Raw genomic sequence first — 1550 nt, forward strand, 5'->3', positions numbered from 1 at the left:
GCCTCGGGCCCAACGCCCATGGTGGCCTTGGGGCGGAGTGCCGTCGCGGCTCTCTCCGCGGACGACGCGCTCGAGGACTTCGACGACGAGCAGTTCGCGGCCGGACCGCTCCTGCACCGCCGCCGGACCACGCCGTCTCCCCCGAGTCCCGGTGGCGACGAGACGAGGCCCCTTCGAGGGGTGGGCGCCTTGGCAGGAGCGTGCGGGGAAGTCCCCTCGGGCTGGCCGCGCCTGGGCTCGGAAGACGAGGTGCTGGCGCCCTTCCTGGCGTGCACCACGCCAGCGGCCTTCCTGGCCTTGCAGGGCCAGGTGGACATGCCCCGGCTGGTGGAGGCCCTCTCCGACTGGAACGCCGTCCGGCTGGGCGCCCTGGGCCCCCTGGAGGCCGAAGCCGCCCGCGTCCTCCTCAAGAAGCGCGCGGCCTTCCTCTCCTCCGCCGTCGAGAAGCACGGCGTGGCCAAGGCGGAAGTCCTCGCCCTCTTCATCCTGCACACCACCCACGACGACGAGGCGCGGCAGCTGCTGCGCCTGCTGGCCGAGGACAAGCTGCTCAATCGCGCCCTGGGGGCCATGGAGGTGGTGCGCGAGGAGTTGAAGCAGCGGGGCCTGGCCCTCAGCGACTTCCCGGAGAGGGACTTCCGCGCGGGTGACATCGCGCGCGGGCTGGGACGGGCCGCGGATGATGTCGCGGCCTCCATTCCCCTCGTTGGCGGAAGCCGGGGCGTGGATGCGTCCGCGCTGCCCCCGCGGCTCCCACCACCCTACCGGGCCGCGTACGAGGAGGTGGAGAAGGCGCAGTACCTGGGGGCCTTCGCGCCGGGCAACGTGGCGCTGGCGTCCTTTGACTCCCTCACCTTCGGGGTGCCGCTGGGCTTCTACCACCTGGCGGCGGGGACGGCGCAGGGCGGGGCCTCCCTCGCCCAGGGCGAGTACGAGGAGGCAGCTCGGCAGTTGGCGCCCGCGGCCCTCATGGTGGGCCTGTACGCGGGAGGCAAGGGGGCGCGCGCACTCCGTGAAGCTGGCGTCTCCCAACTGGAGCGCGCTCGCCTCAAGGCGGTGGTGTCCCGCGTGGAAGCGCTGAAGGCCGTGCTGGCGAGGTTGGAGGCGCGGCTGGGAGAAAGTGCCGTGGGGGAGTTGGCCCACCACCTTCAGCAGAACCGGGAGGCCGCCGTCTTCGTGGGGGAGTGGGGCGAGGCGGGTGCACTGGCTCTGTACGAGGCGCGAGGTAACGTCGCTCAGGCACAGGCCACGTTGGCGGTGCGGTACCGCGAGCCCCCGAGTGCCACGTCCACCGGCGGAGGCGCAGGGAGACGGGGCGGTACCCGGCCCTCGATGCCCCCCGAGGCAGCTGGACTCCCCGCGGAAGTGGCGGAGGCGAAGTTCAAGCAGTTGGAGGCGGAGTTCCCAGGAGAGCGCCTGCCGATGAACGTGGATGAACTGGTGAGGCACCGCCAGTCCCTGCGGGAAGCGGCTCCTGCCGACGTCACCGCGCAGCCACTCTGGGCCGACTACGTGGCGTACCTGGAGACGCGGGCCGCTGAAATCAAGAA

Annotated in this window: 1 protein-coding gene; it reads left to right on the forward strand. The window is 72.3% G+C overall.

What is annotated here, in order from left to right; all coding sequences use genetic code 11:
• Window positions 1–18: 18 nt before the first annotated feature.
• The coding region (locus D7Y04_RS42405) for a hypothetical protein (RefSeq protein WP_121763053.1) at window positions 19–1550 on the forward strand (1532 nt) is incomplete at its 3' end.

This window comes from Corallococcus sp. AB038B (assembly GCF_003668955.1).
GTDB classification, from domain to species: domain Bacteria; phylum Myxococcota; class Myxococcia; order Myxococcales; family Myxococcaceae; genus Corallococcus; species Corallococcus exiguus.